General features: G+C 64.8%; 25 protein-coding genes. 20 read left to right on the top strand and 5 right to left on the bottom strand.

Features of this window, described 5'->3' with window-relative positions; all coding sequences use genetic code 11:
- The first annotated feature begins 11 nt into the window (after window positions 1-11).
- The 6 genes from ACPW75_RS15625 to ACPW75_RS15600 all read left to right on the top strand — a co-directional run bounded on the left by ACPW75_RS15625 (window position 12) and on the right by ACPW75_RS15600 (window position 7,053).
- Entirely contained in the window at window positions 12-932 is a 921-nt protein-coding gene (locus tag ACPW75_RS15625; RefSeq protein WP_252411279.1) for an ABC transporter permease, read from the top strand.
- Between the two features lie 34 nt (window positions 933-966).
- On the top strand, window positions 967-1,788 hold the full coding sequence (locus ACPW75_RS15620; RefSeq protein WP_077095668.1) for an ABC transporter ATP-binding protein: 822 nt from the start codon (window positions 967-969) through the stop codon (window positions 1,786-1,788).
- Between the two features lie 25 nt (window positions 1,789-1,813).
- Window positions 1,814-4,405, top strand: a complete 2,592-nt coding sequence (gene nirB / locus ACPW75_RS15615) for a nitrite reductase large subunit NirB (protein ID WP_077095667.1) — start codon at window positions 1,814-1,816, stop codon at window positions 4,403-4,405.
- Window positions 4,406-4,554: 149 nt separating this feature from the next.
- A complete protein-coding gene (gene nirD, locus ACPW75_RS15610; RefSeq protein ID WP_024943588.1) occupies window positions 4,555-4,914 on the top strand; it encodes a nitrite reductase small subunit NirD in 360 nt (119 codons plus the stop codon).
- Between the two features lie 145 nt (window positions 4,915-5,059).
- Window positions 5,060-6,151, top strand: coding sequence for a PfkB family carbohydrate kinase (locus ACPW75_RS15605; RefSeq protein ID WP_024943589.1), 1,092 nt, complete (start codon window positions 5,060-5,062; stop codon window positions 6,149-6,151).
- Window positions 6,145-7,053: a pseudouridine-5'-phosphate glycosidase gene (locus tag ACPW75_RS15600; protein WP_077095665.1), complete on the top strand. Its 909-nt coding sequence runs from the start codon at window positions 6,145-6,147 to the stop codon at window positions 7,051-7,053. The genes ACPW75_RS15605 and ACPW75_RS15600 overlap by 7 nt, the downstream gene beginning before the upstream one ends.
- 75 nt (window positions 7,054-7,128) lie before the next feature.
- Here ACPW75_RS15600 and ACPW75_RS15595 read toward each other — a convergent pair whose 3' ends face one another.
- Window positions 7,129-7,854: a carbonic anhydrase gene (locus tag ACPW75_RS15595; protein ID WP_103828069.1), complete on the bottom strand. Its 726-nt coding sequence runs from the start codon at window positions 7,852-7,854 to the stop codon at window positions 7,129-7,131.
- A gap of 449 nt (window positions 7,855-8,303) precedes the next feature.
- Here ACPW75_RS15595 and ACPW75_RS15590 point away from each other — a divergent pair, with 449 nt between their 5' ends.
- Both ACPW75_RS15590 and ACPW75_RS15585 read left to right on the top strand, forming a co-directional pair.
- Window positions 8,304-9,281 carry a cytochrome-c peroxidase gene (locus tag ACPW75_RS15590; RefSeq protein ID WP_077095664.1) on the top strand — a complete coding sequence of 326 codons (978 nt, stop codon included), beginning with the start codon at window positions 8,304-8,306 and terminating at the stop codon, window positions 9,279-9,281.
- Window positions 9,282-9,523: 242 nt separating this feature from the next.
- Complete coding sequence (locus ACPW75_RS15585) at window positions 9,524-10,279, top strand: DNA/RNA non-specific endonuclease (protein WP_011707167.1); 756 nt, start codon at window positions 9,524-9,526, stop codon at window positions 10,277-10,279.
- Window positions 10,280-10,324: 45 nt separating this feature from the next.
- Here the strand turns inward: ACPW75_RS15585 and ACPW75_RS15580 are convergent, their stop codons facing one another.
- The 4 genes from ACPW75_RS15580 to ACPW75_RS15565 are packed head-to-tail and all read right to left on the bottom strand — an operon-like array spanning window position 10,325 to window position 12,392.
- Window positions 10,325-10,540, bottom strand: coding sequence for a hypothetical protein (locus ACPW75_RS15580; protein ID WP_017409353.1), 216 nt, complete (start codon window positions 10,538-10,540; stop codon window positions 10,325-10,327).
- A 47-nt stretch (window positions 10,541-10,587) separates the two neighbouring features.
- A complete protein-coding gene (locus ACPW75_RS15575; RefSeq protein WP_077095663.1) occupies window positions 10,588-11,664 on the bottom strand; it encodes a methyltransferase in 1,077 nt (358 codons plus the stop codon).
- A gap of 18 nt (window positions 11,665-11,682) precedes the next feature.
- A complete protein-coding gene (locus ACPW75_RS15570; RefSeq protein WP_011707164.1) occupies window positions 11,683-12,147 on the bottom strand; it encodes a hypothetical protein in 465 nt (154 codons plus the stop codon).
- A gap of 32 nt (window positions 12,148-12,179) precedes the next feature.
- Window positions 12,180-12,392 (bottom strand): hypothetical protein, encoded by a 213-nt coding sequence (locus ACPW75_RS15565; protein WP_425904322.1) that lies wholly within the window; start codon window positions 12,390-12,392, stop codon window positions 12,180-12,182.
- Between ACPW75_RS15565 and ACPW75_RS15560 the strand changes: the two genes are divergently transcribed.
- From ACPW75_RS15560 to ACPW75_RS15505, 12 genes are read left to right on the top strand one after another with little or no spacing between them, the layout of a single operon-like run.
- Entirely contained in the window at window positions 12,391-14,004 is a 1,614-nt protein-coding gene (locus tag ACPW75_RS15560; protein ID WP_010674210.1) for an IS1634-like element ISAs25 family transposase, read from the top strand. The genes ACPW75_RS15565 and ACPW75_RS15560 overlap by 2 nt on opposite strands.
- A 47-nt stretch (window positions 14,005-14,051) precedes the next feature.
- Window positions 14,052-14,765 carry a beta-ketoacyl synthase chain length factor gene (locus ACPW75_RS15555; protein WP_077095662.1) on the top strand — a complete coding sequence of 238 codons (714 nt, stop codon included), beginning with the start codon at window positions 14,052-14,054 and terminating at the stop codon, window positions 14,763-14,765.
- Entirely contained in the window at window positions 14,750-15,508 is a 759-nt protein-coding gene (locus ACPW75_RS15550) for a lysophospholipid acyltransferase family protein (RefSeq protein WP_077095661.1), read from the top strand. Before ACPW75_RS15555 ends, ACPW75_RS15550 begins: the two co-directional genes overlap by 16 nt.
- 17 nt (window positions 15,509-15,525) lie before the next feature.
- The gene (locus ACPW75_RS15545; RefSeq protein WP_029299230.1) at window positions 15,526-15,792 is read left to right on the top strand and encodes a phosphopantetheine-binding protein; all 267 of its coding nucleotides are present in this window, start codon (window positions 15,526-15,528) and stop codon (window positions 15,790-15,792) included.
- 3 nt (window positions 15,793-15,795) lie between these two features.
- Entirely contained in the window at window positions 15,796-16,044 is a 249-nt protein-coding gene (locus ACPW75_RS15540; protein ID WP_011707160.1) for an acyl carrier protein, read from the top strand.
- 19 nt (window positions 16,045-16,063) lie between these two features.
- Window positions 16,064-16,651 carry a hypothetical protein gene (locus ACPW75_RS15535; protein ID WP_179101339.1) on the top strand — a complete coding sequence of 196 codons (588 nt, stop codon included), beginning with the start codon at window positions 16,064-16,066 and terminating at the stop codon, window positions 16,649-16,651.
- A complete protein-coding gene (locus ACPW75_RS15530; RefSeq protein ID WP_077095658.1) occupies window positions 16,648-18,018 on the top strand; it encodes an AMP-binding protein in 1,371 nt (456 codons plus the stop codon). The genes ACPW75_RS15535 and ACPW75_RS15530 overlap by 4 nt, the downstream gene beginning before the upstream one ends.
- The gene (locus ACPW75_RS15525; protein WP_077095657.1) at window positions 18,002-18,373 is read left to right on the top strand and encodes a 3-hydroxyacyl-ACP dehydratase FabZ family protein; all 372 of its coding nucleotides are present in this window, start codon (window positions 18,002-18,004) and stop codon (window positions 18,371-18,373) included. Before ACPW75_RS15530 ends, ACPW75_RS15525 begins: the two co-directional genes overlap by 17 nt.
- Window positions 18,370-20,073, top strand: a complete 1,704-nt coding sequence (locus tag ACPW75_RS15520; protein ID WP_077095656.1) for a glycosyltransferase family 2 protein — start codon at window positions 18,370-18,372, stop codon at window positions 20,071-20,073. The genes ACPW75_RS15525 and ACPW75_RS15520 overlap by 4 nt, the downstream gene beginning before the upstream one ends.
- Window positions 20,060-21,622, top strand: a complete 1,563-nt coding sequence (locus tag ACPW75_RS15515) for an HAL/PAL/TAL family ammonia-lyase (RefSeq protein WP_077095655.1) — start codon at window positions 20,060-20,062, stop codon at window positions 21,620-21,622. Before ACPW75_RS15520 ends, ACPW75_RS15515 begins: the two co-directional genes overlap by 14 nt.
- Window positions 21,619-22,059, top strand: coding sequence for an acyl-CoA thioesterase (locus ACPW75_RS15510; protein WP_016351786.1), 441 nt, complete (start codon window positions 21,619-21,621; stop codon window positions 22,057-22,059). The genes ACPW75_RS15515 and ACPW75_RS15510 overlap by 4 nt, the downstream gene beginning before the upstream one ends.
- Window positions 22,056-22,670, top strand: coding sequence for an outer membrane lipoprotein carrier protein LolA (locus tag ACPW75_RS15505; RefSeq protein WP_077095654.1), 615 nt, complete (start codon window positions 22,056-22,058; stop codon window positions 22,668-22,670). The genes ACPW75_RS15510 and ACPW75_RS15505 overlap by 4 nt, the downstream gene beginning before the upstream one ends.
- The last annotated feature ends 26 nt before the right edge of the window (window positions 22,671-22,696 follow it).

Below are 22,696 nucleotides of genomic sequence, written 5' to 3'. Positions count from 1 at the left end.
AGTGGAAAATCATGGATTGGAAAACCCTGGTGCAGCCCCTGCTGGGCGTGCTGCTGTTCCTCGGCCTCTGGCAGTGGGGGGCGAGCCAGGTGCAGACCAGCCTGGGCACTTTGCCGGGGCCGCTCGCTACCGCCAGTCAGCTCTGGTCGCTGGGTCAGGATCACCTGGCCGAGCGGGAGAAGGCGAGCGCCTTCCTCGAGCGCCAGCGGGTGCGCAACGCCGAGCGGCTGGCCGCGGATCCGGCGGCCGAGGTGAAGCTGCGCCCCTACACAGGGCGCCCCACCTTCTTCGATCAGATAGGGACCAGTCTGCTCACCGTGCTGTGCGGCTTTGGCCTCGCGACCCTGATCGCCATCCCGTGCGGGGTACTGCTCGGCATGAATCAGGGACTCTATCGCGCCGCCAACCCTGTGATCCAGCTGCTCAAACCGGTGTCGCCGCTGGCCTGGCTGCCGCTCATCACCCTGGTGGTGAGCGCACTCTACGCCAACCCCACTCCCTGGCTTGCCAAGTCCTTCCTCACCTCGGCGCTGACGGTGACCCTCTGCTCCCTCTGGCCAACCCTGATCAACACCGCGGTCGGGGTGGCGGGGCTGGACCGGGATCTGCACAACGTCAGCCGGGTGCTGCGGCTCTCTTTCCTGACCCACGTGCGGCGCATCGTGCTGCCCGGCGCCCTGCCCATGATCTTCACCGGCCTTCGCCTGTCCCTGGGGGTGGCCTGGATGGTGCTGATCGCGGCGGAGATGCTGGCCCAGAACCCGGGGCTCGGCAAGTTCGTGTGGGACGAGTTCCAGAGCGGCGGCTCGACCTCGCTGGCCCGCATCATGGTGGCGGTGATCACCATTGGCCTCATCGGCTGCGCCCTGGACAGGGGCATGCTGGCCCTGCAGCAGTGGTTGTCCTGGGACAAGCGCCAGGTGCTGCGTTAACAACAAATTCCATATTCAGGCGGGAGAAGAGCCAATGAAGAGTTATCTGCAGTTAAGCGACGTCGGCATCTCGTTCGAGACGGAGCAGGGGCGCTTCGAGGCCCTCAGCCGGGTCAACCTGCGCATCGAGCGGGGGGAGTTCGTCTCCCTCATCGGTCACTCCGGCTGCGGCAAGAGCACCGTGCTCAACCTGGTGGCCGGGCTGCTGGAGCCCACCACGGGGGGCATCATTCTCGACGGGCGCGAGGTGGCGGGGCCGGGCCCGGAGCGAGCCATGGTGTTCCAGAACCATGCCCTGCTGCCCTGGCTCAGCGTCCAGCAGAACGTGGCGCTGGCGGTGGGGCAGGTGGAGCCGAACCGGCGGGCGGCTTCGGAGCGGGTGGACTATTACCTCTCCCTGGTGCAGATGGAGCACGCCAGCCAGAAGATGCCTCATGAGCTGTCGGGGGGGATGAAGCAGCGGGTCGGCATCGCCCGTGCCCTGTCGCTCTCCCCCAAGGTGCTGCTGATGGACGAGCCGTTCGGTGCCCTCGATGCCCTGACCCGTGCCCATCTGCAAGATGCGCTGATGGCGATCCAGGCGGAGCTTGGCAACACCGTCATCATGATCACCCACGACGTGGACGAGGCGGTGCTGCTCTCCGATCGCATCGTCATGATGACCAATGGCCCCAGTGCCACTGTCGGGGAGATCCTGACCGTGGACCTGCCGAGGCCCAGAGACAGGGTGGCTCTGGCGGACGATGGTCACTATCACAAGCTGCGCCAGCAGGTGCTGCGCTTCCTCTACGAGAAGCAGCGCAAGGTGACTCCCCTCAAGGTGGCCGAGCCAGTTCGCAGTCAGCGCCGGGCCTGAGCCCATCGATTCAAGGAAGAGAAATATGGACAACAAGCAGAGAGTGCAGGTGGTGGGTAACGGGGGTAACGGCATGGATTTGCTCGATCATCACTTCGTCGAATCGTCCGAGAGGATTGAGAAACAGCGGTTGCTGGTGGTGGGCAATGGCATGGTGGGTCATCACTTTGTCGAGCAGCTGGTGGCAGCCGGCGGCCTCGAGCGCTTCGAGGTGACGGTATTCGGCGCCGAGCCGGACTCCGCCTACGACAGGGTGCACCTCTCCGAGGTATTCGGCGGCAAGGCGCCGGAGGCGCTGCGGATGGCGGATCCCGCCTGGTACGAGGCGCAGGGCATAGCGTTGCGGCTGGGGGCCGAGGTGGAGGTGCTGGACAGAGACACCCGCACCCTGACCCTGGCCTGTGGCGAGCAGTTCGGTTACGACCGACTGGTGCTGGCGACCGGCTCGGTCCCCTTCGTGCCCCCCATTCCCGGCCATCGGCGGGAAGGCTGCTTCGTCTACCGTACCCTGGGAGATCTCGCCGCCATTCGCGATGCCTGCGCCGGCGCGCGCAGCGGCGTGGTGATCGGCGGTGGCCTGCTCGGGCTGGAGGCGGCCAACGCACTGCGGCTGCTCGGGCTCAGCACCCGGGTGGTGGAGTTCGCCCCCAGGCTGATGCCGGTGCAGCTCGACGAGAGCGGCGGCGCCGTGCTGCGGGACAAGATCCGGGCGCTCGGGGTCGAGGTGCTGGTGGAGAAGGCCACCGAGTGCATCGAGGATGGGGAGCAGGCCCGCCACCGGCTGCGTTTCAAGGATGGCTCTCATCTGGAGACCGACGTGCTGCTGTTCTCGGCCGGCATCCGCCCCGCTGACGGCCTGGCCCGGCAATCGGGGCTGGCGGTCGGGGAGCGCGGCGGCATCTGCATCGACGACGGCTGCCACAGCTCGGATCCCGCCATCCTCGCCATCGGCGAATGCGCGCTCTGGCAGGGGCGCATCTTCGGGCTGGTGGCCCCCGGCTACCAGATGGCCCGGGCCGCCGTGGCCAGCCTGTGCGGCGGCGAGAGCCGCTTCGCGGGGGCGGACATGTCCACCAAGCTCAAGCTGATGGGGGTGGACGTGGGTTCCATCGGCGATGCCCACGCCAGCACCGCCGGCGCCCAGGAGCTGCTGTTGCTGGACAGGGTCAACGGCATCTACAAGAAGCTGGTGACCGACGGCGAGGGGAGCCGGCTGCTCGGCGCCATCCTGGTGGGGGACGGCGCCGATTATGAGCGGCTGCTGCAGTACTACCAGAACGGGGTGGCACTGCCCCAGCCGCCGCTCTCCCTGCTGGTGGGGGAGGCGGGCGGCGCGGCGGCGCCCCTGGTGCTGCCGGACAGCGCCATCCTCTGCTCCTGCCACAACGTCAGCAAGGGGGCCGTGGTGGCCGCGGTCAAGGCGGGCAATCACGAGCTGGCGGCGGTGAAGAGCTGCACCAAAGCGGGCACTGGCTGCGGCGGCTGCGGCAACCTGCTCAAGCAGGTGGTGGAGCAGACCCTGGAGGATCTCGGGGTCGAGGCGGACAAGGGGCTGTGCGAGCACTTCGCCCACAGCCGCCAGGAGCTCTATCACCTGGCCAGGGTCGGCGAGCTGAAGAGCTTCGAGGCGCTGCGCGACAAGCACGGCAAGGGGCTGGGTTGCGACATCTGCAAACCGACGGTCGCCTCCATCCTGGCGTCGCTGTGGAACGAGCACGTGCTGGCGCAGCCCCACCGCGCCCTGCAAGACAGCAACGATGCCTTCCTGGCGAACCTGCAAAAGGATGGCACCTACTCGGTGGTGCCGCGTATTCCGGGCGGGGAGATCACCCCGGACGGTCTCATCACCATCGGCGAGGTGGCGCGCAAGTACGGCCTCTACACCAAGATCACCGGCGGCCAGCGCATCGACCTGTTCGGTGCCAGGGTCGATCAGCTACCCGCCATCTGGGGCGAGCTGGTGGCGGCGGGGTTCGAGACCGGCCAGGCCTACGGCAAGTCGGTACGCACCGTGAAATCCTGCGTGGGCTCGACCTGGTGCCGCTACGGGGTGCAGGACTCCATGACCCTGACCCAGACTCTGGAGCACCGCTACAAGGGGCTGCGGGCCCCTCACAAGCTGAAGTTTGCGGTCTCCGGCTGTACCCGGGAGTGCGCCGAGGCCCAGAGCAAGGACATAGGCGTCATCGCCACTGAGCGCGGCTGGAACCTCTATGTATGCGGCAACGGCGGCATGCGGCCGCGCCACGCCGACCTGTTCGCCACCGATCTCGATGAGCAGACCCTGATCCGCTACATCGACCGGCTGCTGATGTTCTACGTGCGCACCGGCGATCGGCTACAACGCACCTCGGTCTGGATGGAGAGCATGGAGGGGGGACTCGACTACCTCAAGTCGGTGATCATCGAGGACCGGCTCGGCATCGGCGCCGAGCTGGAGGCCATGATGGAGGGGATAGTCGGCAGCTGGCAGTGCGAGTGGAAGAGCACCCTGGCGGATCCGGACAAGCTCAAACTGTTCGAGGCCTTCGTCAACCGGCCCGAGGACCAGACGCCGCCACGGCGGGAGGAGCGGGGTCAGTGGGTGCCGGATATCGCTGTCAAGGCGGTGGTATGAACCGGGTCAGTGGGTTGCACACCAGCCATCGGCATCAAGGAGAGGGTATGAGTGGGGCCAGCGGGTTGCAAGCCAGTCATCACTATCAAGGAGAGGGTATGAACGGGAGCTGTGAGTTGGGCAGCAGCCATAAAGAGCAGGAGGTTGAGATGAACAGACTCAAGGACGATATGTTGCCATCGGAGCATGGTGAATGGTTGCGGGCATGCGAGCTGGCGGCCCTGCCGGAGCAGGCGGGGCGTAGCGCCTGGCTAGGGGGCAGGGCGCTGGCGTTGTTCCGGCTCGGCGAGCGGGTCTATGCGCTGGACGCGGTGGATCCCCTGACCGGAGTAGCGGTGCTGGGCCGCGGCCTGGTGGGGGATTGCGATGGCGAGCCGGTAGTGGCCTCGCCGCTCTACAAGCAGCGTTACGCCCTGGCGGATGGTCGCTGTCTGGACGACCCGGCATTGCGGGTCGCCTGCTGGCCGGTGATGCACAGTGCCGGCGAGGTCTGGGTGTTGCTGGGGTGAATGGCACCATCTGAAAACCGTTTTCCTGTCACCGGGTTTTGCCCGGTGATTTTTTGTGCGCAAGCCGACAATTTTTGCACGAGGCGATGGCGGGTAAACGTTTTTCGGAAATAATGGACAAACGTTTGTAACTGGATGTTTGTCTATGACGGAACGTGAGCAAGAGATCCTCGCCCTGCTGCGCCAGGACCCCATGATTGCCCAGCAGGAGCTGGCAGACAGGCTCGGCATCAGCCGTTCGGCGCTGGCGAGCCATATCTCCAGCCTGATGCGCCAGGGCTATGTGCAGGGGCGCGGTTATGTGCTGCGGGAAGGGCCCTACGCCGTGGTGATCGGCGGCGCCAACATGGATATCTGCGGCTGCAGCCACGACAACCTGCGCATCGGTGACTCCAACCCCGGCAAGGTACGTACCTCGGCCGGCGGGGTGGGGCGCAACATCGCCGAGAACCTGGCGCGGCTTGGCACCGACACCCGGCTGCTGAGCGCGGTGGGCAATGATCAATACGGCCATCACCTGCTGGACGTGACCCAGCGCGCCGGCGTCGACGTGCGCCAGGTGCTGATGCTGGATGGCCAGGCGACCTCCTGTTACTTGAGCCTGCACGATGGCAGCGGCGAGATGAGCTGCGCCGTCAACGACATGGCGATCATCGAGCAGCTCACCCCGGCCCGGCTCACCCCCTTGAGCGGTTTTCTCGGCGCGGCCCGGCTCTGGGTGCTCGACACCAACCTCGCCACTCACACCCTCGACTGGCTGTTCGAGCGCCAGGGGGAGCACATCATCTTCGTCGACACCGTCTCGGTGGCCAAGGTGGAGAAGATCCGCCCCTGGCTGCACCGCATCCACACCCTCAAACCCAACCGCAGCGAGGCGGAGCAGCTGTGCGGCTTCACCATAGCGGGGCCCGACACCTGGCCCATGGCGGCGGCCTGGTTCCACCGCGCCGGGGTGCAGCGGCTGTTCCTGAGCCTCGGCGATCAGGGAATTTTCTATAGCGACGGGGAGTGCCAGGGCCATCTGCCCGTGCTTGGTAGCCCGGTCGTCAACGTGACCGGCGGCGGCGATGCCTTCATGGCAGGGCTGGCCCACGCCTGGTTGCAGGAGCAGGGCATCATGGAGACAACCCGGTTCGCCCTCGGTTGCGCCGCCCTCACCGTCAATTGTTCCGATACCGTCTTTTCCGGCCTATCCAAGGCCGCCGTTGAACGCATGCTGGAGGAGTACCCATGTTGAACGCTTACCTCGATATCCAACCGGTCGTCGCTGAAGCCCTTGCTGCCGGCAAGCCGGTGGTGGCCCTGGAGTCCACCATCATCTCCCACGGCATGCCCTATCCGCAGAACGTGGAGACGGCGCGCCAGGTCGAACAGGTGGTGCGCGACAACGGCGCCGTGCCGGCCACCATCGCCATCATCGATGGCCGCCTCAAGGTGGGTCTGGATGAGGGGGCGCTGGAGGCGCTGGGCCGGGCCGGTCATGCCGCCACCAAGTGCAGCCGCCGCGACATTCCCTTCGTGCTGGCCAACAAGGGGCTGGGGGCGACCACGGTGGCCTCCACCATGATCATCGCTGCCATGGCCGGGATCCGGGTGTTCGCCACCGGCGGCATCGGCGGCGTGCACCGCGGCGCCCAGGAGACCTTCGACATCTCGGCCGACCTGCAGGAATTTGCCCAGACCCCGGTGGCCGTGGTCTGCGCCGGCGCCAAGTCGATCCTCGACATCGGTCTGACCCTGGAGTACCTGGAGACCCAGGGTGTGCCGGTGATCGGCTACCAGACCGAAGAGCTGCCCGCCTTCTACACCCGCGAGAGTGGCTTCAAGGTGGATTACCGCCTCGAGAGCCCGGCGGCGATCGCGCAGGCGCTGCGCCTCAAGTGGGAGCTGGGGCTGGCGGGTGGCGCCGTGGTGGCCAACCCGATCCCGACCCAGTTTGCCATGCCCAAGGCCGACATCGATGCCGCCATTGCCCAGGCACTGCGAGAGGCGGACGAGCAGGGAGTGAAGGGCAAGGAGTCCACCCCCTTCCTGCTGGCCCGGGTGTGCGAACTGACCGGCGGCAACTCGCTGGCGGCCAACATCCAGCTGGTGTTGAACAATGCCGCGCTGGGGGCGCGCATCGCCGCCAGCCTTTGATCCGCTGTTGCAACAAAAAAAGAGGGCCCGTGGGCCCTCTTTTTTTCATCTCGGCTTTGTGAGTGGCCGGGGGCGTTATTGCAGTACCAGCCGACCGTGCAGCGGCTGCACGGGTCTGTTGTTGGGGTGGTGCATCACCGCCTTGAAGGCGTCGATCTGGCCCTGACTCACCTGCACCGGCTGCTTCATCACCAGCCAGCGCACCCCTTCCGAGCAGGGTGGGGTGGTCAGCGAGCCGCTGAAGCGGTAGTAGTCGCGTTTAGCGGGCAGCAGTTGTTCGGCCGAGATCGGTTCCTTGAAGGCGTGACTCTCTCCCGCCTTGGCTGGCAGCAGCTGCCAGGCCTGGCTCAGGGCAGCATTGGCCTGGCCCGGCTCGAACATCACCGCCACCACCGCCAGCTCACCCTTGGCGTTGGCATGCACCAGGTGCCCCTCCAGCGGATAGGAGTGGCCCTTGATGAGGTTTTCGCTGGGGGCGTGGAAGTGGAACTGCTTGAGCTCAAAGCGCATGCCGTCGAGCTCAAGGCTGCTGCCCAGGGCATAGTCGACCTGCACCGTGTGGCCGTTGTTGGTGACACTGCGGCCCCCCGCCAGGTAGTGAAACTGCAGCGGGGCCAGCTCGGCCTCGACCAAACCGTCGAGGTTGACCGGCGACTGGTTGCTGCCCGCGCACTGGCCAAATTCCGGGGTCAGTCTGGCCCACTGCGCCGGGCCGGCCTCACCGCTGTATTCCCAATGGGGGGTGGCGGCGAAGGCGGCGGGGCAGAGCAACAGGGCGGCGGCCAACAGGGACTTTCTCATCATGCATCCTTATCTTGATTGAAAAGCACGGCGATCCGTTTCCTGCATTGACGAGGAAATAACGGAAGGCATCATCTGAATTGCGGGATACAGAAGGTCAGACGGTATTTTTATTATTGGTTGGGTGATCGCCGACGATATTTATGATGTATTTAATATGAATCTAAATAATGGGCGGTCACGCCTGCATATTGAATAATCGCTTTATTCAATGACAGCAATCTAATTAATTGGCTGTTATCGCAGATGAATTTGCTCATAATTCACTCATCGGAATTCAGCTCTTTTTTGCCGCGCAAGTCCCCGCCACCAGTCCGTCTGTAATATATTAATTCATTGTTTTTAATGTGGTTTTTGTTGGTCTCATTTGATCTTGAGCAAATAACGCACAGACTTTCCCGGGCAGGCTGAGGCTGCTGTTATGCACAGCCACAAGGGAGAGAGAAAAAATGAATAAATATTGTCTGTTGCTGGCGCTGGGCCTGCCAGGGATGGGGTGGGCGAACGAGCCGATCCAGCCGGTGGAAGCGGCCAAGGTGAGCGCACCGGAAAAAGTCGAGCTGGGCAAGATGCTGTTCTTCGAGCCGCGGCTCTCGAAATCCAACGCCATCTCCTGCAACTCCTGCCACAACCTGGCGACCGGCGGGGTAGACAACCAGGTCAGTTCCCTCGGCCACAAGTGGAAGGAGGGGCCGATCAACTCGCCCACCGTGCTCAACTCCAGCCTCAACTTCGTGCAGTTCTGGGATGGGCGCGCCAAGGATCTGCAGGCGCAGGCAGCGGGCCCCATCGAGAACCCGCTGGAGATGGCCTTCACCCACAAGCTGGCGGTGGAAACCCTGCACACCCTGCCCGAGTACCGGACCCGGTTCAGCGCCGTGTACGGCAAGGCAGACTTCGGCATCGACGAGGTGACCGATGCCATCGCCGCCTTCGAGGAGACCCTGGTAACCCCCAATGCGCCGTTCGATCGCTGGCTGAAGGGGGATGCCAAGGCGCTGACCGCGCAGCAGCTGAAGGGCTATCAGCTGTTCAAGGAGAAGGGCTGCACCGCCTGCCACAACGGGGTGGCCATCGGCGGCAACTCCTACCAGAAGATGGGGCTGGTCAAGCCGTTCAAGACCGACAACCCGGCCCAGGGACGCGGCGCCGTGACCGGCGAGAAGCAGTTCATCGGCTGGTTCAAGGTGCCGACCCTGCGCAACATCGAGCTGACCTACCCCTACTTCCACGACGGCTCGGTGTGGGATCTGAAGGAGGCGGTGCAGATCATGGCTGACATCCAGCTCGGCCAGACCCTGAGCGAGCAGGAGGCGGACGACATGACCGCCTACCTCAAGAGCCTGACCGGCGAGCAGCCGCAGATAGTGTTGCCTATTCTGCCGCCCTCCCAACCCGATACCCCCAGGCCTCAGGTCAAGAGCTGAGCGGGAGTGATGATTGCAGCGGAGCCACCGGCTCCGCTTTTTTGTTCCTATCTATCTGATAAGCCTCTCGAAGTTACTGCACTACACAATGACAAAGGGATGACAATCCCCCAGCTGGCGGCGGCGATTTTACCGATTTGCAGCCCTCTTCACATTTCCGACACGCTCACAATTTGTTCGATTGCCTTACTCATCCGACCTGGTGTCAAATCACTCCGCCTAATACAAGGAGTGGCATAATAATGAACAATATCAATAAATTAGTTCTGGCTATCGGATTCACTCTCACCACCTTCCCGAGCCTGGCGGCGGGCTTCCAATGCAAGGATCACGTCAAGCTCGGGGTGCCCAGCCAATCCAGTCAACTGCTGTGCCGTGACGGCTATGCCGCCGGTTACAACTACGACACCAAGGTCTCTGACTGGGTCTCTTACCGGATGACGGCCGCCAGCGCCCAGGGCCAGGTGCCGCGCAAGGATGCCTTTGCCGAGGACAAGGAGGTGCCGGTGCAGTTCCGCGCCACCCTGGCCGACTACAAGGGCTCTGGCTATGACCGTGGCCACCAGGCGCCGGCGGCGGACATGCGCTCCACCGCCACCACCATGAAGCAGAGCTTTCTGCTGACCAACATGACCCCGCAGCTGCCGGCGCTCAACCAGGGGGCCTGGCGCATCCTGGAGGAGAAGACCCGGCAGTGGGCCATCGCCTATCAGGATGTCTATGTGATCACCGGCCCCATCTTCACCAACTCCGATGCCTCCATCGGCAACGGCGTGACCGTGCCCCACGCCTATTACCGGGTGGTGATGGATGTGGCCAACAAGGAGGCGATCGCCTTCATCTTGCCGCAGCAGAACGTGTCGGCCAGCAAGCTGGCAGACTACATAGTGACGGTGGATGCGGTGGAGGAGCAGACTGGACTGGACTTCTTCGCCGAGCTGCCGGATGAGCAGGAAGAGGCCATGGAGTCTCAGCTGATGGCCATGTGGGGCAACTGAGCCAGGTCATGAGCACCATGAAAACAGGGGCCGCGGCCCCTGTTTTCATTTGCTCAGTTCATCCCCGACCTTCTTGACGGTATCCCGGGTGCCGTGGCCGATCTCCCGGGTCACGTCGCGGGTGGTGTGGCCAATCTCGCGGGTCACGTTGCGAGTGGTGTGCCCCACGGTTCTGCCCGCCTCCTTGATGTCGGCGCAGCCGCCGAGCAGGCTGCCCAGGGTCAAGCCGAGGGCCATCAGGGTCATGCAGTCACGCCTCATGCCGTGCTCCTTCTCGTTTCATCATCATCTCCATGCCGATGGCGGCATTATGGCCTCGTGTGCAACGGGCGGGCAACCAGCAGGGTGTGGCCCGGCCCCGGGATCTCGTGCTCGGCCTCCACGTGAAAGTGGGCCTCGCGCAGGCACTGGTACAGCTGTTTGGAGTGGTAGAAGCGGCTGTTGCCGTTGGCCAGACAGGTGAAGTAGAGGGAGGTGGCGTTGAGACTGAAACTGGCGGCTTCAAAGGATTGTCTGTCCCAGAACAGCTCCAGGATGCAGACCCGGGCGTCCGGTTTCATGGCCAGCCGGACCCGGTTCAGGATGGCGACGATCTGCGCGTGGCTGAAGCAGTCGAGAAACTGGCTCATCCACCAGATATCCGCCTCGCCGGGCAGGGGGCCTGCCTGCAGCAGATCCACCGGGTGGCCATGCACCCGCGTCGCCAGCCCCGCCTCCTCGATGTTGCAGCGGGCCAGCGCCAGCTGCTCGGGCAAATCCAGGATGGTGACCTGCAGCGCCGGATCCCGCCTGGCGCAGGCGATGGCCCACTTGCCGGTGTTGCCGCCCAGATCGTAGAGGTGGCGCGGCTCGTAGCCGAACACCTTGTCCTGGGCCTGCTGGAAGGCCCAGTCGGAGTAGAAGTGATCGAAGGCGAACCAGCTGCGGCGGGCCGGTTCGGGCAGCTCGCTCAGGTGCGGATAGAGGGTCTGCCAGGGGCCGAACTCCTGCAGACCGGCCGGGGTGCCGTCACGGATGGCGTCGAGCAGGTGGGCGAGGGGCTGATAGCAGACGTGCTGGGTGAAGTCGAGATTGACCCGGCTCATGGCGTCGTGCAGCAGGTATTTGCCGACCCGGCCCAGCACATAGTGCTCCTCGCTCAGATAGCAGAGCCCGCCGCCGAGCCCCATGTCCAGCAGCACGCCGGCGCCGTATTCGCTGAGCTGACACGCCTGGGCGATGTCGGCCAGCGCGGCACCCTGCGAGCCGCGGGTCTCGAGATAAGCCAGCACCCCGGTTTCACGCAGGCACCAGCTGGCCTGAAACAGCATGGGCCCGAAGGCAATTTTCTGGGCCTCGCTGATGGCTTCCAGCGCGTTGTAGGGATCCGCCTGATAGTGATTCACGGGGTGGCTCCTGCCGGATCAGCGGCTCTGGGTGCGGGCGAGTTCCGCCTGAATGGCCTGGTTCAGACCCAGTACCCAGCGGTTATAACTGCGGTGGATGCTGCCCTTGCCTTTGTCGTCCAGATTGACGCTGCTCACATAATTAATGGAATAATCGCGAGCGCTATAAGGAATATTGATCACCGCCTGATGCTGGCGCACATTGACCTGGCCTCGAATTAGTCCTGGCTGCTCCTGGCGCATTACCCAGCTCTTGCTGATGCCGGCCGTAATAATGGCATTGGCTACCTGTTCTTCGGTCAGATTGAAGGGCACCGGATTGGCTGCCATATTGCGAATTGGCTGGCTGGTGGAGCAGGCGGCAAGCAGGGCACAGGCCAGCAGCAGGGATATTTTATTAATGAGTTTCATAATATTTTCCTTGGGAAGGATATTCATCAATTTGGGCGTGGCAATGAGACAACACAAATAGTTTATTTTCAATCACCAAGGCGGTTGATAATCTGCGCTGGCTATTATTTTTGATGAATAATGGTATTATCCGCCGGTATTAAGCCGATGACGCCATTCAATGTCGTGGAGCAGGCACTGCCCGCCGGGTGAGTGCCTTTTATCGTCTTCGCGTCCACCCATCGATCCGTCATTCCGCACCTGATTTTGCTATTTTCAGTGCTTGACGGCGATCGGCCGTTCTGATCTATTACTCTCTTTTGCAGGTAGATCATCATGGCCGCACCCGCTATCTCGATCCGTAACCTCGATCACCTTGGTTTGGTCGCCGCACTCTGCCAGGAACTGGGCATTGCCCGCATGATCGATGCCTTGCTCCCCAAAACCCCGCCTTTCAAGGTCTCACATGGTGAAGCCTTGGTCGCCATGATAGTGAACGGCCTCGGCTTTCACAGCAGCACCCTGCACATGTTCCCGCAATTCTTCGCTAACAAGCCGGTTGAGCGCCTGATTGGCCCCGGGATCTGTGCTGATGACCTCAATGATGATGTGCTCGGTCGCTGTCTCGATGCCCTCTTTGAGGCCGATGTCAGCGCCTTGTATCAGGTGATGGCGGCGCAAGTTGTCGAGCGGCTGGGGCTCAAAAGCACCGCAGTGCACCTCGATATTACCAGCTTCCACGTCGATGGCGCCTATGACTGTGCCGATGGGGATCTGGTCGGTAAGCTGCAACTGGTGCGTGGTTATAGTCGTGATCACCGGCCAGAGCTGAATCAAGTGATCCTTGAGCTCATCTGTGAAAATCAGGCTGGCCTACCTGTCTATATGCAGGCCCTGAGCGGCAATAGTAATGACACCAAAGCCTTTGCCCAGACCGTTCGTCGCCATTTGAGCAGTCTCAAGGCCGCGCAGGAGTGCCGTTATCTGGTCGGCGATGCCGCACTGTACTGCGCCGATACCTTGCAATTACTGGCGCAACAGCAGCAACTATTTGTGACCCGGGTGCCCGTCACTCTCAATGAGGCAAAGCAGGCCGTGGCAACCATAGGTGCACAACCGCTGACCGCTCTGGGCAATGGCTATCATGGCCGTTGGCAACACGCGAATTATGCCGGGGTCGCGCAACGTTGGTTGCTGGTGCGCAGCGAACAAGCCAGCCACCGCGAGCAGCAGACATTGGCCAAAAACCTGCTCAAAGACAGTACCCGCGAGCTCAAAGCCTTCGCCAAATTGTGTGCCCGACGCTTTGCTTGTGAGGCGGATGCCCAAGCTGAGTTGAGCTGTTTTACCGCCAGCTTGATGCTGCTGCAACTGGATGCCGAAGTGGTAGGTGAACCCGTTTATACAGGACGTGGCAGACCCAAGCGTGGCGAAGAGCCAATTGGCCATCAGTTTCAAATCACTGGGTTGGCGGCAACTAGCCTGGCTTGTGTTGAAGAGGCCCGCAACCAGACCGGGGTGTTCATCCTGGCGACCAATGACCACAGCGATACGCTGACCATGGCCGAACTTTTGGCCACCTATAAAGCGCAGCAGAATGTCGAACGGGGCTTTCGTTTTCTCAAGAGCCCGGAGTTTTTAACCTCCTCACTGTACCTGAAAAAGCCGGAGCGGATTGAAGCGTTGCTCATGGTGATGACCTGTAGCCTGATGATTTACGCAGCGTTGGAGCACCGGATCCGGCAGGGATTAGTGGAGCAGAATCGCAGTGTGGCGGATATGAAAAAGAAACCGACCCAGCAGCCGACGGCCCGTTGGATCTTTTTGCGCTTTGGTGGCATCCATGAATATCGACTGGGAGAAGCTCCGCCACAAGTAACGGAGCTAACAGGAGACCAGCAGATCATTTTGGAGGTATTGGGTGAGCGCTATCGGCAAATTTATTCCTAAATCAGGTGCGGAATGTCGGATCGATGTAAGGACAGGTTGCCCGAAACATGCTCTCTTTCTCGCTGCTGGATAGTCAGGCCCTGTCACCCGGTCTGGCCGATGAGGCTGCCTGGCAGGCGTGGGCGCAGCAGGGCCGCTGGCCGGTCGACCCGCCGTTTCCCGCCACCCCCTTGCTGCCGATGATGATGGCGCGCCGCCTGAGTCAGGGGGCCCGGCTGGCGGTGCAGGTGGGGCTGAGCCTGCTGGCCCGCCACCAGACAGACAGTGCCGTCTTCGTCAGCCGCCACGGCGAGCTGGCCCGCTCCATGACCCTGCTGCAGGCGTTGGCGGACGGGCAGGCGTTGTCGCCCACCGATTTCTCCATGTCGGTGCACAACACTGCCGCCGGACTCTGCTCCATTCAGGGCAAGGCCGCCATCCCCATGACCTCGCTGGCCGCGGGGGAGAACAGCCTGATGGCGGGTCTGACCGAAGCGGTCTGCGCCCTGCAGGCCGGTGCCCGTCGGGTGTTGCTGGTGGCCTTCGAGGGGCCGGTGCCCGCGTTTCACCGCCCTTGGCTGGCGGAGGAGGCGCCACCCCATGCGCTGGGGCTGGTGCTGACGGCGGGCGACCAGTGGCACTGTGCGGGGGCACGTCGCACCGCCGCGTCGGCCGCCCGCCCGCTGCCGCAGAGTCTGGCCTGCTGGCGTGCCCTGCTGCGAGGCGAGCCGACCCTGATCCTCGCTGATGACCGTCAGGAGTGGAGATGGCAGCGTTGCTGAACCGGGGCTGGCGACTTATCGGCACGGCTCTGGGCTTCACCCTGTTCGGGGTGGGGGGCTTGCTGCTCTCCCTGTTCTGGTTTCCGCTGCTGGCGCTCTGTCTGCGCGGCGAGCGGCGCCGTACCCTGGCCCAGCTCACCATTCGCCACAGCTTTCGGCTGTTTCTCGGCGTGCTGCGCGGCTGGGGAGTGCTCGATTACCGCGTGAGCGGCATGCCCACCCACTTGCGCGGCGCCCTGGTGGTGGCCAATCACCCCAGCCTGCTCGATTACGTCATGCTGGCGGCCGAGATGCCGGTGTGCGACTGCATCGTCAAGCAGTCCCTCTGGCGCAACCCCTTCATCGGCGGCGTGGTGCGGGCCGCCGACTACCTGCCCAACGTGGCAGGGGAGGATCTGCTGGCCCTGTGCCAGGCGCGGATCCGGGTGGGCGGCCTGCTCTTGGTGTTCCCGGAAGGAACCCGCACCACCCCGGGCGAACCCATCAAGCTGCAGCGCGGTGCGGCCCAGCTGGCGGTGCGCAGCCAGGTGCCGTTGCAACTGGTGCGGATCCACTGCAGCACCCGATTTCTTACCAAGCAGGACAAATGGTTCAAGATCCCGGAAAATAAGCCGATTTTCACCATAGAATTCCTGCAGCAAGTGGCGGCGGACGAGGTGGTCGCCACCGGCCAGAGCAGTGCGCTGGCCGCCCGCCAGTTGACCCGGTTTCTCACCCAGGCCCTGCAACCGGGGCCCCAATGACAGTATGTGGAACAGTTATGCAAGACCTGCATCTAGAGATAAAACAACTCATCATCGACAGCCTCAACCTCGAGGGGCTCACCCCTGACGACATCGACAGTCAGGCGCCGCTGTTCGGTGACGGCCTGGGGCTGGACTCCATCGATGCGCTGGAGCTGGGCCTTGCCATCAAGGGCCGCTACGGCATCGTGCTCTCCGCCGAGGATGAAAACACCCGTCGTCATTTTGCCTCCGTCACGGCCCTGGTCGCCCTGGTGCAGGCCCAGTCGAAAGGGGAGGCCTGAGCCATGACCCGTGACGACATCTTTGCCCAGATCAAGGCTGCCCTCGTCGAGCTGTTCGAGGTCGACGAAGAGGCCATCACCCCCGAGGCCCGTCTCTATCAGGATCTCGAGCTCGACAGCATCGACGCCATCGATCTGGTGGTGCACCTGCAGAAGTTGACCGGCAAGAAGATCAAGCCGGAAGAGTTCAAGTCGGTGCGCAGCGTAAACGACGTGGTGGATGCGGTCGAGCGTCTGCTGGCCGACGCCTGATGCCGGTGCGTGCCCTGCCATGATGCGCTGGCTCTCCTGGCTGGCCGGTGGTGCCCTGCTGCTCTACCCGCTGGCGGTCTACTGGGGGCTGACCCACGCCGGTCAGACCCCGCTGCTGCTCGGTCTGCTGCTTATCTTCTCGCTGCGGCTCTTGCCCGGCCTGCTCAAGGGGCGGGTTCGGCTCGGCCCCTTGCCGGAGTGGCTCTGGCTGGGCCGCCTGCTGGCCTGCATCGGCTTGGGGCTGACCCTGCTGTCGGCCCTGTTCAGTGCCCGGCACTGGCTGCTCTACTACCCGCTGGCGGTGAGCCTGGCGCTGCTCTGCCTGTTCGGCTGGAGCCTGACCCGTCCCATGAGCTTGGTGGAGCGGCTGGCCCGCCTGCAGGATCCCGCTTTGCCGCCGGCAGCCATCGGTTATACCCGGCGGGTGACCCAGGTCTGGTGCGGTTTCTTCGTCATCAACGGCGCGCTGGCGGCCTTCACCATCTGGCACGGGGATCTGGCGCTCTGGAGCCTCTACAACGGCCTCATCAGCTACGCCCTGATGGGCGGTCTGATGGGCGCTGAGTATCTGGTGCGCCGCCGCCTGCTCAAGAGGCAGGCCCCATGACCCTGCTGCAAACTATCTGGCAGCGGGACGGCGAAAGCGTGGTGGCGTTCGGCCCGGATGGCGAGGTGACCCTGGCCGAGCTGCGCCGCGGCAGCCAGCAACTGGCGTGGGCCATGGCCCGTCTGGCCGGCCCAGAGCGGCCAAGCATGCGCTGGGCGCTCTGTTTCGATGACAGCCTGCTGTTTGCCCAGGCATTGCTTGCCTGCGCCCTCGGCGGGCACCAGGCCATCCTGCCGGGTCATCAGCGGCTGGCCGGTCTGCAGGCGCTGCAGAGTCAGTTCGACGGCCTGCTCACCGACGGCGAGCTGCCGGGGACGGCGCTCACGGCGGCGCAGCTCAGGCTGCCGCTGCTGGTGGCGGATGACGAACCGGAGGCAGACGGGGCGGTCCAGCCGCCCGAGCTCCTCGAGCTCACCCTGTTCAGCTCCGGCTCCACTGGCGAGCCCAAGGCGATCCCCAAGGCCTGGCCCCAGCTGGAGGCGGAGTTGCGGGTGCAGATGGCGTTGTGGGGCGAGCGGCTGGCGGGCACCCGGGTGCTGGCCAGCGTCAGTCACCAGCACATCTACGGCCTGCTGTTTCGCATTCTGTTGCCGCTCAGCCTCGGTCTCCCCTTTGATCGCCGCAGCATCGACTACCCGGAGCAGCTGGCGCTGCAAACGGCCCCCTGGTGCCTGATCGCCTCGCCAGCGTTTCTGAGCCGGCTCGACCCGGCCATTGCTGCCGCGGGCTGCCGGCTGATCGTCTCCTCCGGCGGTCCCCTGCAGCCGGGCGATGCCCAGCAGGCCAGACAGCTGCTCGGTCAGCTGCCGGTGGAGATCTTCGGCAGCAGCGAGACCGGCGGCATCGGCTGGCGCCAGCGCCACCTGGTACATACCCCCTGGACGACGCTACCCGGAGTCGAGGTGCGGGTCGGCCCGGATCAGAGCCTGCTGCTGCGCTCCCCCTTCCTGCCGACGGCGGAGTGGCTGGCCTGCGCCGATCGCATCGCCTTGCACGAGGGCGGTTTCGAGCTGCTGGGCCGCCAGGATCGGGTGGTCAAGCTGGAGGAGAAGCGCATCTCCCTCGACGAGGTGGAGGCGCGCCTGCAGGCACTGGCGGAGGTGGAGGCAGCCGCCGTGCTGCCGCTGCAACAGGGCCAGCGCCAGATCCTCGGCGCCGTGCTGGTGCTGAGCGAATTGGGCGCCGCCCGCTGGGCTGAGCTGGGGCCCGGGCGTTTCCTGCTGGCCCTGCGCCAGCAGCTGCGTCCCTGGCTCGAGCCGGTCGCCCTGCCGCGCAGCGTGCGCCGGGTCGAGCAGATGCCCGTCAACACCCAGGGCAAGCGCCCCTGGCCACAACTCAAGGAGCTGTTCGATGCGCCTCTCGGTTGACTCTCTGCCAGCGAACACCTTGCCCACCGTGCTGGCCTGCGAGACGCTGGCCGACGGGGTGCGCCTGCAACTGCGGCTCGATCCCGATTTGCCCTGGTTTGCAGGCCATTTTCCCGGTGCGCCCCTGCTGCCCGGGGTGACCCAGATCCACTGGGTGATGCACTATGCCGCCAGCCTGCTCAAGCTGGCGCAGCCGTTTCACGGGGTGGATCAGCTCAAGTTCCAGCGCCCCCTGCGCCCCGGGGCCGAGTGCAGCTTGCACCTGCAGTGGCAGGCGGACAAGGGCCAGCTTCTCTTTCATTATCTGCTCGGCGATGAGCCGGCGAGCAGCGGACGGGTGCGACTGATCCCATGACGCCCTGCATTCTCATCCCCTGTTACAACCACGCCGGGCCGTTGGCCGCCGTGCTGGCACGGCTGGCCGAATACGGGCTGCCCTGCCTGCTGATCGACGATGGCAGCGAGCCGGTCGCCGCCGCCGAGCTGGCTGCGCTGGCTGCGCGTTACCCCTGGGTCACCCTGCTGCGCCACCCCCACAACCAGGGCAAGGGCGGCGCCGTGATGACGGGGCTGCGCCGCGCCCATGCACTCGGCTTCAGCCACGCCCTGCAGGTGGATGCCGACGGCCAGCACGATCTGGCGGACATTCCGGCCCTGCTGGCCGAGGCGGGCAAGCACCCGGCGGCGCTTGTCTCCGGCCGCCCGCTCTACGATGATTCCGTGCCCAAGGGGCGCCTCTACGGCCGCTACATCACCCATGTCTGGGTCTGGATCGAGACGCTGTCGTTCGCCATCAAGGACAGCATGTGCGGCTTTCGGGTCTATCCGCTGGCGGCCACCTGCGCGCTGCTCGATCGGGTGGCGCTGGGTCGGCGGATGGATTTCGACACCGAGGTGATGGTGCGCCTCTACTGGGCCGGGGTGGCGGTGCGTTTCGTACCGACCCGGGTCATCTATCCCGCCGATGGCAGCTCCCACTTCCAGCTCTGGCGCGACAACCGCGACATCTCCTGGATGCACACCCGGCTGGTGTGCCGCCTGCTGTGGGATCAGCTGCTGCGCATCGGCCGCTGGCCCCGCCGCCTCTGCGCCCGGGCGGCGCAGCTGTGGCGCGAGCGGCGCACCCACTGGTCGCGCACCCCGGAGCGGGGATCGCTGCTCGGCATGCAGATCATGCTGACCAGCTATCGCCTGCTGGGGCGGCGCGGCTTCTCCCTGCTGCTTTACCCGGTCATCGGCTACTTCTGGCTGACCGGTCGGGCCCAGCGCCAGGCATCCCAAGCCTATCTGACCCGCCTCGAGTCCTTCGCCGATGCGAGCGGTGTGACGTTGCCCCCTGAGCCGAGATCGAGCTTTCGCCACTTCCTGCGCTTTGGCGAGGCGGCGCTCGACAAGCTGGCGGGCTGGCGCGGCGACATCACCGAGCAAGAGGTGGAACTGGTGGGGGCGGAGCACTACCAGGCGGCCATCAACAGCGGTCAGGGGGTTTTGCTGCTGGGCTCCCACCTCGGCGATCTGGAGCTGTGCCGCGCCCTGGGCAGCCGCAAGCAGGGGCTGCGCATCAATGCGCTGGTGTTCACCCGCCATGCGGCCCGCTTCAACGCCCTGCTCAAACAGATCAATCCGGATTCGCACCTTAATCTCATCCAGGTGCAGGAGCTGGGGGCCGATACCGCCATCCTGCTCAAGGAGAAACTGGAGCGGGGGGAGTGGGTGGTGATCGTCGGCGATCGCACCTCGGTGACCCGGGAGAAACGGGTGATCTGGGCCGACTTTCTCGGCGCGCCGGCGCCCTTTCCGCTCGGGCCCTTCGTGCTCAGCAGCGTGCTGGGCTGCCCGGTCTACCTGATGTTCGGCCTCAAGGAGCAGGGCCGCTTTCGGGTACATTTCGAGCCCTTTGCCGACGGCCAACCCCTGCCACGGCAGGGGCGCCAGCAGATTCTTGCGTCCCGCGTGCAGGCCTATGCCGATCGCCTGCAGCATCACTGCCTGCAGGCCCCGCTGGACTGGTTCAACTTTTTTGATTTCTGGCAGCTGACCGATGAACAAGAGTGAGATGAGAAGGGTCACCTTCGGCGCCGAGCCGCTGACCATAGAGGACGTGGTGGCGCTGGCCGAAGGGCGCGCCACCCCCGCACTGAATCCGGATCCCGCCTTCATGGCCCGCATCCAGCGGGGCGCCGACTTTCTCGACCGGCTGCTGGCCGAGGAGGGGGTCATCTACGGGGTGACCACCGGCTACGGCGACTCGGTGACCCGGCCAGTGCCAACCGAGCTGGTGCCTGAGCTGCCGCTGCACCTGACCCGTTTTCACGGCTGCGGGCTGGGAGCGGATCTCGAGCTCGATGCCGCGCGCGCCGTGCTGGCGACCCGGCTCTGCTCGTTGGCGCAGGGGGTCTCCGGGGTCAGCCCGGCCTTGCTCGAGCGGCTCTGCTGGCTGCTGGAGCAGGATCTGGTGCCGCGCATTCCCGAAGAGGGGTCGGTGGGCGCCAGCGGCGATCTGACGCCGCTCTCCTACGTCGCCGCCGTGCTGGTGGGGGAGCGCGAGCTCCATCAGCAGGGCCGCCTGCGCCCCGCCGCCGAGGTCTATCAGGAGCTGGGGGTCACCCCCCTTACCCTGCGACCGAAAGAGGGGCTGGCGCTGATGAACGGCACCTCGGTGATGACGGCGCTGGCCTGCCTCGCCTATGCCCGCACCGATTACCTGATGCGGCTGGCGACCCGGATCACCGCCCTGGTGAGCGTCGCCATGGGTGGCAACGCCTTCCACTTCGACGAGCGGCTGTTTGCCGCCAAGCCGCATCCCGGCATGCAGGGGATCGCGGCCTGGTTGAGGGAAGACTTGGTGGCCGGCGAGCTGCCGCGCCACAGCAACCGGCTGCAGGACAGATACTCGTTGCGCTGCGCCCCCCATGTCATCGGGGTGGTGGCCGACAGCCTGCCCTGGTGGCGTCAGCTCATCGAAAACGAGCTCAACAGCGCCAACGACAACCCGCTGATCGACGGCGAGGAGGAGCACGTGATGCACGGCGGCCACTTCTACGGCGGCCACATTGCCATGGCGATGGACAGCATGAAGGCGGCCGTCGCCAACCTGGCTGACCTGCTGGATCGCCAGCTGGCCCAGCTGGTGGACAGCAAGTTCAACGGCGGCCTGCCGAGCAACCTCTCCGGCGCGCCGGATGAGCGGCAGATGATCAACCACGGCTTCAAGGCGGTGCAGATCGGTGTCTCGGCCTGGACTGCGGAGGCGCTCAAGCAGACCATGCCTGCCAGTGTCTTCTCCCGCTCCACCGAGTGCCACAACCAGGACAAGGTGAGCATGGGCACCATAGCGGCGCGTGATGCGCTGCGGGTGCTGACCCTGACCGAGCAGGTGGCGGCCGCCTGCCTGCTGGCGGCGGTGCAGGGTGTCGAGCTGCGTCTCGCCCGGCCTACCCCCTTCACCCGCCCGCTCGGTACGGCGCTGGCCGCCATGGTCGCGCAGGTGCGGGCCGAGTTTGCCCCGCTGCTGGAAGATCGGGGGCTCGAGCCCGAGCTGAGGGCGCTGATCGCCCGCATTCGCCAGCGTCACTATCCCCTCTATCAGGAATCTTCACTATGAGCCGTATCCAGACTACGCCTGAACCCTGGCAGATCAGCGCCGAAGTCGAGGTGACCATCCCATTCCACGATGTGGACATGATGGCGGTTGCCTGGCACGGCCACTACTTTCGCTACATCGAGCTGGCCCGCTGCGCCCTGCTCGATCTCATCGACTACAACTACCCGCAAATGGAGGCCTCCGGCTACCTCTGGCCCATCATCGACACCCGGATGAAGTACCTGGCGCCGCTGCGCTTCGGCCAGCGGGTACGGGTGCGCGCCACCCTGACCGAGTACCAGAATCGCCTGAAGATCGACTACCTGCTGAGCGACGCCGCGAGCGGCACCCGCACCAGCAAGGGTTACAGCATCCAGGTGGCGGTCAGCAAGGCGAGCGGCGAGATGTGTCTGGCCTCGCCCCAGGTGCTGCTGGACAAGCTGGGGGTGAGCCAATGAGCCGGCTGACAAGGCCGCTGCTGGCCAGTCTGATCCTGCTGCTGACATGGCCGCTGCTGGCGGCGCCCCTGAGCCGGGCCGAGGTGCAGCAGCTGCTCGCCCTGAACCAGGCCAAGCAGGCCAGTTTCGAGCAGGAGAAGCAGGTGGCGGGGCTGAGCCAGCCGCTCAAAGCCTCCGGCGAGCTGCTGCTGGTGCGCGATCAGGGGCTCTGGTGGCAGCAGCAGAAACCCTTCCCGCTGACCCTGGTCCTGACGCCGACGCGCATGGTGCAGCAGATGGCGGGCCAGCCCGCCACCGTCATCGACAACCCCCAGCTGCTGGAGTTCAGCCAGATGCTGCTGGCGTTGTTCGGCTCGGACGAGGCGACTCTGAGCCGCTACTTCAGCATCGATTTTGACAGCACGGAGGCGGGCTGGCAGCTGGTGCTGGTGCCGACCCTGGCACCGCTCGACAAGGTGTTTGCCAGCCTCACCCTGAGCGGGCAGGGGCAGCTGGATCAGCTGCTCATCGCCGACAAGCAGGGTGACAGCACCCGCATCCGCTTCACGGCCTGGCAAGATCGCTCCCTGCCATTAACCCCTGAGGAGCAGGCCCGCTTTGCTGCCCACTAGCACGATGACGCGCCAGCGCGGCGCCC

This window comes from Aeromonas sp. FL131, assembly GCF_049860615.1.
Classification (GTDB): domain Bacteria; phylum Pseudomonadota; class Gammaproteobacteria; order Enterobacterales; family Aeromonadaceae; genus Aeromonas; species Aeromonas hydrophila.
This window is presented reverse-complemented; position numbering and strand designations above follow the sequence as displayed.

Coding starts and splice junctions, on each gene's coding strand:
- ACPW75_RS15625 (WP_252411279.1), top strand. CDS start 12: ATGGATTGGAAAACCCTGGTGCAGCCCCTGCTGGGCGTGCTGCTGTTC.
- ACPW75_RS15620 (WP_077095668.1), top strand. CDS start 967: ATGAAGAGTTATCTGCAGTTAAGCGACGTCGGCATCTCGTTCGAGACG.
- nirB (WP_077095667.1), top strand. CDS start 1,814: ATGGACAACAAGCAGAGAGTGCAGGTGGTGGGTAACGGGGGTAACGGC.
- nirD (WP_024943588.1), top strand. CDS start 4,555: ATGAACAGACTCAAGGACGATATGTTGCCATCGGAGCATGGTGAATGG.
- ACPW75_RS15605 (WP_024943589.1), top strand. CDS start 5,060: ATGACGGAACGTGAGCAAGAGATCCTCGCCCTGCTGCGCCAGGACCCC.
- ACPW75_RS15600 (WP_077095665.1), top strand. CDS start 6,145: ATGTTGAACGCTTACCTCGATATCCAACCGGTCGTCGCTGAAGCCCTT.
- ACPW75_RS15595 (WP_103828069.1), bottom strand. CDS start 7,854: ATGAGAAAGTCCCTGTTGGCCGCCGCCCTGTTGCTCTGCCCCGCCGCC.
- ACPW75_RS15590 (WP_077095664.1), top strand. CDS start 8,304: ATGAATAAATATTGTCTGTTGCTGGCGCTGGGCCTGCCAGGGATGGGG.
- ACPW75_RS15585 (WP_011707167.1), top strand. CDS start 9,524: ATGAACAATATCAATAAATTAGTTCTGGCTATCGGATTCACTCTCACC.
- ACPW75_RS15580 (WP_017409353.1), bottom strand. CDS start 10,540: ATGAGGCGTGACTGCATGACCCTGATGGCCCTCGGCTTGACCCTGGGC.
- ACPW75_RS15560 (WP_010674210.1), top strand. CDS start 12,391: ATGGCCGCACCCGCTATCTCGATCCGTAACCTCGATCACCTTGGTTTG.
- ACPW75_RS15565 (WP_425904322.1), bottom strand. CDS start 12,392: ATGATGATCTACCTGCAAAAGAGAGTAATAGATCAGAACGGCCGATCG.
- ACPW75_RS15555 (WP_077095662.1), top strand. CDS start 14,052: ATGCTCTCTTTCTCGCTGCTGGATAGTCAGGCCCTGTCACCCGGTCTG.
- ACPW75_RS15550 (WP_077095661.1), top strand. CDS start 14,750: ATGGCAGCGTTGCTGAACCGGGGCTGGCGACTTATCGGCACGGCTCTG.
- ACPW75_RS15545 (WP_029299230.1), top strand. CDS start 15,526: ATGCAAGACCTGCATCTAGAGATAAAACAACTCATCATCGACAGCCTC.
- ACPW75_RS15540 (WP_011707160.1), top strand. CDS start 15,796: ATGACCCGTGACGACATCTTTGCCCAGATCAAGGCTGCCCTCGTCGAG.
- ACPW75_RS15535 (WP_179101339.1), top strand. CDS start 16,064: ATGATGCGCTGGCTCTCCTGGCTGGCCGGTGGTGCCCTGCTGCTCTAC.
- ACPW75_RS15530 (WP_077095658.1), top strand. CDS start 16,648: ATGACCCTGCTGCAAACTATCTGGCAGCGGGACGGCGAAAGCGTGGTG.
- ACPW75_RS15525 (WP_077095657.1), top strand. CDS start 18,002: ATGCGCCTCTCGGTTGACTCTCTGCCAGCGAACACCTTGCCCACCGTG.
- ACPW75_RS15520 (WP_077095656.1), top strand. CDS start 18,370: ATGACGCCCTGCATTCTCATCCCCTGTTACAACCACGCCGGGCCGTTG.
- ACPW75_RS15515 (WP_077095655.1), top strand. CDS start 20,060: ATGAACAAGAGTGAGATGAGAAGGGTCACCTTCGGCGCCGAGCCGCTG.
- ACPW75_RS15510 (WP_016351786.1), top strand. CDS start 21,619: ATGAGCCGTATCCAGACTACGCCTGAACCCTGGCAGATCAGCGCCGAA.
- ACPW75_RS15505 (WP_077095654.1), top strand. CDS start 22,056: ATGAGCCGGCTGACAAGGCCGCTGCTGGCCAGTCTGATCCTGCTGCTG.